The sequence below is a fragment of the Neisseria sp. HMSC31F04 genome (assembly GCF_001807735.1).
Lineage (GTDB): Bacteria > Pseudomonadota > Gammaproteobacteria > Burkholderiales > Neisseriaceae > Neisseria > Neisseria elongata.
Genome location: NZ_KV790759.1, coordinates 51,013 through 55,728, shown reverse-complemented (window position 1 = coordinate 55,728; position 4,716 = coordinate 51,013). Strand labels below are relative to the sequence as shown.

General features: G+C 57.0%; 4 protein-coding genes. 1 reads left to right on the top strand and 3 read right to left on the bottom strand.

The features are described from left to right. Window positions 1–40: 40 nt before the first annotated feature. Complete coding sequence (locus tag HMPREF3107_RS01225; protein WP_070452388.1) at window positions 41–793, bottom strand: endonuclease/exonuclease/phosphatase family protein; 753 nt, start codon at window positions 791–793, stop codon at window positions 41–43. Between the two features lie 128 nt (window positions 794–921). After that, window positions 922–1,851, bottom strand: a complete 930-nt coding sequence (ppk2, locus tag HMPREF3107_RS01220; protein WP_041961378.1) for a polyphosphate kinase 2 — start codon at window positions 1,849–1,851, stop codon at window positions 922–924. Window positions 1,852–2,096: 245 nt separating this feature from the next. On the opposite strand from ppk2, the gene HMPREF3107_RS01215 reads away from it, so the two are divergent. Next, window positions 2,097–3,893, top strand: coding sequence for a bifunctional chorismate-binding protein/class IV aminotransferase (locus HMPREF3107_RS01215; RefSeq protein WP_070452385.1), 1,797 nt, complete (start codon window positions 2,097–2,099; stop codon window positions 3,891–3,893). Window positions 3,894–4,143: 250 nt separating this feature from the next. Here the strand turns inward: HMPREF3107_RS01215 and HMPREF3107_RS01210 are convergent, their stop codons facing one another. After that, window positions 4,144–4,506: a hypothetical protein gene (locus HMPREF3107_RS01210; protein WP_070452382.1), complete on the bottom strand. Its 363-nt coding sequence runs from the start codon at window positions 4,504–4,506 to the stop codon at window positions 4,144–4,146. Window positions 4,507–4,716 lie beyond the last annotated feature (210 nt).

Below are 4,716 nucleotides of genomic sequence, written 5' to 3'. Positions count from 1 at the left end.
AGGGGATTTGGGGGGGATTTTGCAAAGGTCTCTGCCCGCTTCAACGCATCCGCACGGTGGCACTCAACGGCAGGTGGTCGGACAGGTATTGCCACGGTTCCTCGCTGTGCAGTGTGGCGTTAAGGATATCGAGATTGCGCGTATAGATGCGGTCCAGGCTCAACACGGGCATACGGGCGGGGAAAGTTTTCGGCAGCTCGCCGTGGCGGTCGAGGAAAACTTCGGTCAGCCCCAAGGTGCTGCCGATATTGAGTGTCGATTTGTGCCGCCAGTCGTTAAAGTCGCCGGCCAGTATCAGCGGGGCTTCCGGCGGGATGTAGGTGGTTACGTATTCGAAAATCGCCACATATTGTTTGACGCGGTCGCGTTCCAAAAGGTTGAGGTGGGCGCAAAGGCAGACGATGGGCATTTCCCAGCCGTCGGGTAGGATTTCGCAATGCAGGACGCCGCGTTTTTCCAGGCGGTTCACGCTGATATTGACGTTTTGCCGCATCTGTATCGGCAGTCGGCTGAGGATGGCGTTGCCGTGGTGTTTTTGCGGAAAAACGGCGTTTTTGCCGTAGCTCGAGTGATAGGCGAGACGTTCGGCAATGATATTGTCTTGCGGACGGGCGGGGAAATCGGGCAGTTTCAATTCGCGCAACAGGTTTTTTCCCTGCACTTCCTGCAAAAACAGGATGTCGGGCTTCAAGCTTTCCAATGCCTGCGCCATGTCCGAAATCTGCACTTTTCGGTTCAGCGGCGACATGCCTTTATGGATATTGTAGGTGGCGATGGTAATCGGCTCGGTCATGATGGGTTGCACCTGCTCGAATGGATTTCCGGTATTCGGCTCTATAACTGAAAGAAAAAGGCCGTCTGAAAACGCGGGTTCAACCCTTGAAAACGTTTTTCAGACGGCCCCTTGTTCAGTCTACACCTTTAATCGTGACCCAGGTCGATATTTTTTTCTTTGTAGCGCGTATCGGGAACCAACACGATTTTGTTATCCACTTTGCCGATGGCTTTCACATCTTTGCCCGGATAGTCGAGCTGGTGCAGGAAGTGGCGGATACAGTTCAAACGGGCGCGTTTTTTATCGTCGGAGCGGATAATCGTCCACGGCGCATCGCCGGTGTGGGTGTGGAAGAACATGGCGTTTTTGGCTTCGGTGTAGTCGTCCCAACGGTCGAGCGACTGGATGTCCACCGGCGACAGTTTCCAGTGTTTCAGCGGATCGTCGCGGCGGGACAGGAAGCGGCGCAGCTGTTCTTCACGTGATACGGAGAACCAGAATTTAAACAAGTGCAGGCCGCTGTTTACCAGCATTCTTTCCAGTTCGGGCACTTGGCGCATAAACAGCAGGTATTCTTGCGGTTCGCAGAAACCCATCACGCGTTCCACGCCTGCGCGGTTATACCACGAGCGGTCGAAGAACACCATTTCGCCCGCAGTGGGCAGGTTTTGGATGTAACGCTGGAAATACCATTGGCCGCGTTCGGTTTCGGTCGGTTTTTCCAACGCCACCACGCGTGCGCCGCGCGGGTTCAGATGTTCCATAAAGCGTTTGATGGTGCCGCCCTTACCTGCCGCATCGCGTCCTTCAAACAGGCTGACGATACGCTGGCCCGATTCTTTCACCCAGCTTTGCACTTTCAGCAATTCGATTTGCAGGACGGCTTTTTCTTTTTCATACACGCGGCGGTTCATCCGCAGGCGGTAGGGATAGCTTTCGGGCAGCGGCGCAGTGTTGGAATCTTCACTGGAAACGCGTCCTTGATGCTGCAAAACCTCTTCTTCAAAAATCTGCAGGCGGTCTTTACCCTCGCCTACATTTACCTGCTCGAAGGGTTTCAGTTGATGATCGGTCATGGTTCGTCCTTTCAAAGTTTTAAAGTACGCCCGAACGGCTTCCCGTATTCGGACGCAGGAATAATCTATACCCCGATTTTACGCTCTTTGACAAAAATAAACAAATACCTAAGCATATTTAGGCCGCCTGATGCAACGCTTTCCGCCCCAAACCGGAGCAAACCCTCAATCAACCGCCGACACGCCCCCTTTCCGTTTTTCAGACGGCTTATGGGCTATAATCCGCCTTTTTTCCCAGCAAGCCCATGCCCTATTTCGCCCTGCTCGACGATGCCGTTTCCGGCCGCGCCGTCCTCTTCCAAAACCTGCAATACAGCGACCGCATCCTTTCAGACGGCCTCGACCGTTTGGACCGCCTGCTGGCGCAAGGCTGGCGGCGCGGCCTGCACCTCTTCCTTACTGCCGATTACGGCTTCGGACTGCCGCTGCAAAACTTGCCGGCAAGCGAAAGCGGCACCCTCTCCCTGCACTGGTTTGCCGACAAGCAAAACGTCGATGCCGCCGAATGGCTGGCTGCACAGGAAGACGGTTCGCCCGCCGGCATCTCGCAGCCGGAAATATCGCGCGGGCATATCAAATATTTAAACGACATTGCCGAAATCCAGGCCGCCATCGCGCGCGGCGACTGCTACCAAATCAACCACACCGTCCGCCTGCACCTCTCTGCCTACGGCGACCCCGTCCGCCTCTACCGCCGCCTGCGCCAACCCGTCCCCTACGCCGCGCTCGCCTGCCTGCCCGATAAAAAGAACGGCCAAACATGGACGCTCTGCTTTTCGCCCGAACTCTTCTTAAACATCCGTTCAGACGGCCTGATTGCCACCGAACCCATGAAAGGCACCGCGCCGATTTTAAACGACGGCCGCGATGCCGAACGCGCCGCCGCCCTGCAGTCCGACCCGAAAAACCGTGCCGAAAACGTGATGATTGTCGATTTATTGCGTAACGACTTGGGCAAAATCGCCCAAACCGGCGGCGTGCGCGTCCCCGAACCGTTCAAAGTCAGCCCCTTCGGCGGCGTATGGCAGATGACCAGCCGCATCGAAGCGCAGGCAAAGGCAGGCACGTCCGCCGCCGACATCTTCCGCGCCGCCTTCCCCTGCGGCAGCATTACCGGCGCACCCAAGCGCAAAAGCATGGAAATCATCGGCATACTCGAAACCGAACCGCGCGGCCTCTACACCGGCAGCATTGGCCACCTCGAACCCTGCGCGGGCGGACTCGGCTTCGGCGGCACGCTCAACGTCGTCATCCGCACCCTGCAACTAAGCCCCTCGCCGCCCGAAAGCGGCCTGCCGCCCTACCGTGCCGTTTACGGCGTCGGCTCCGGCATCGTGGCCGACAGCGACCCCGAAAGCGAATATCGCGAATGCGGCTGGAAAGCCCGTTTCCTGACCGAACTCCCCCCCGAATTCGGCCTGTTTGAAACCATGCGCGCCGAAGCCGGCCGCATCCCGCTGTTGGACGACCATTTAGGCCGTCTGAAAGCCGCCGCTGCCGCCCTAAACCTCAGCCTGCCCGACAATACCGAACAGCAAATCCGCCGCCATCTGGCCGAACTGCCCGGCCAAGGCGCATACCGCGTTAAAGCCGCCCTGTTTTCAGACGGCCTGCAACTGAGCCACGCCCCGCTGTCCGACTTGCCGCCAAATCAAAGCGTCATCCTCTCCGACACCGCCCTGCCAGAACGCGACTTCCTGCGCCGCTTCAAAACCACGCACCGCGAAACCTTAGACCAAGGCTGGCGGCAGGCCGAAGCGCAAGGCGCGTTCGACAGCCTGTTTTTCAACCGCGCGGACGAACTGCTCGAAGGCGGGCGCAGCAGCGTTTTTGTCCGTTTCGGCAGCGAATGGCACACCCCGCCTCTAAAGCTGGACATTCTGGACGGCATCATGCGGCGGCAAATCCTGCGGCAGCCGCAGCAATATCTCGGCACAAGCCGCGTTTTTGAAAGCCGGATCAACCGCGCCCGACTCATGCAGGCCGACGAAATCCGCCTGTGCAACGCCCTGCGCGGCCTGTTCGCCGTCTGCCTGAAATAACCGCAGGCCGCTGTTCGCCCTTGTTCCGCATAATCTGTAAAAAAGAGGCCGTCTGAAAGCCTGCTTGACTTTCAGACGGCCTCTGCCATCTCTAAACAAAAATCCGCAAAACCGTCTCTGCCGTCTTGCCGAATCCTGCCGCATTTCATCACCGCATACCACCGTTGTTTCTGAAAACTCCGGAAGACAGCAGACTGATAATCGGCTGAAATCAGGCTTTCAGACGGCCTTTCAAATGTGCAGGCTGCTTTTACTCCGGACAGACAAGCACCTGCGTGTGGCCGGGCGACGGCCTGTTGCGGAGCGGAACCGTTTCGTAAGGCAGTTCGTCCTGCCCGCCGCCTCTGAATGTCCAGTGCGGCAGCGGCTTGATTTTGCAGGAAAACAGCGAGCAGAAAAATTGCGTTTCCTGTATGCGCCCGCCTGTTTCCAGCGTGCGGCGATTGAAGACTTTGCGCCACGGATTGAACAGCCCTTTGGCACGGATGGCGATGTCGTGCGGGCATTGATTGACAATTTCCACCGTCTGCCCGATCGGTTGCGACAACGCGGCGGCAAACGGAGAAGCGGCGCACAGCAGCACGGCAGCGGCGATATGGGTGGATAATTTCACAGCATTCCTTTCAAATCAGAGTTTGGACGGGTGCTATGGTTGGATACGTTTATAATCTCGGGACAAAAAAACGTAATAAGTGCCTGCTGGATAACAAAGTCCAAACCAATAGCAGGCAGAATAAGGCATCCATCCCTTTTCTTCATTAAGAATTAAGATATATTAAGAAACAAACAGAGCCCTCAAAAACCTCATCGGCAGCCAAGGCCA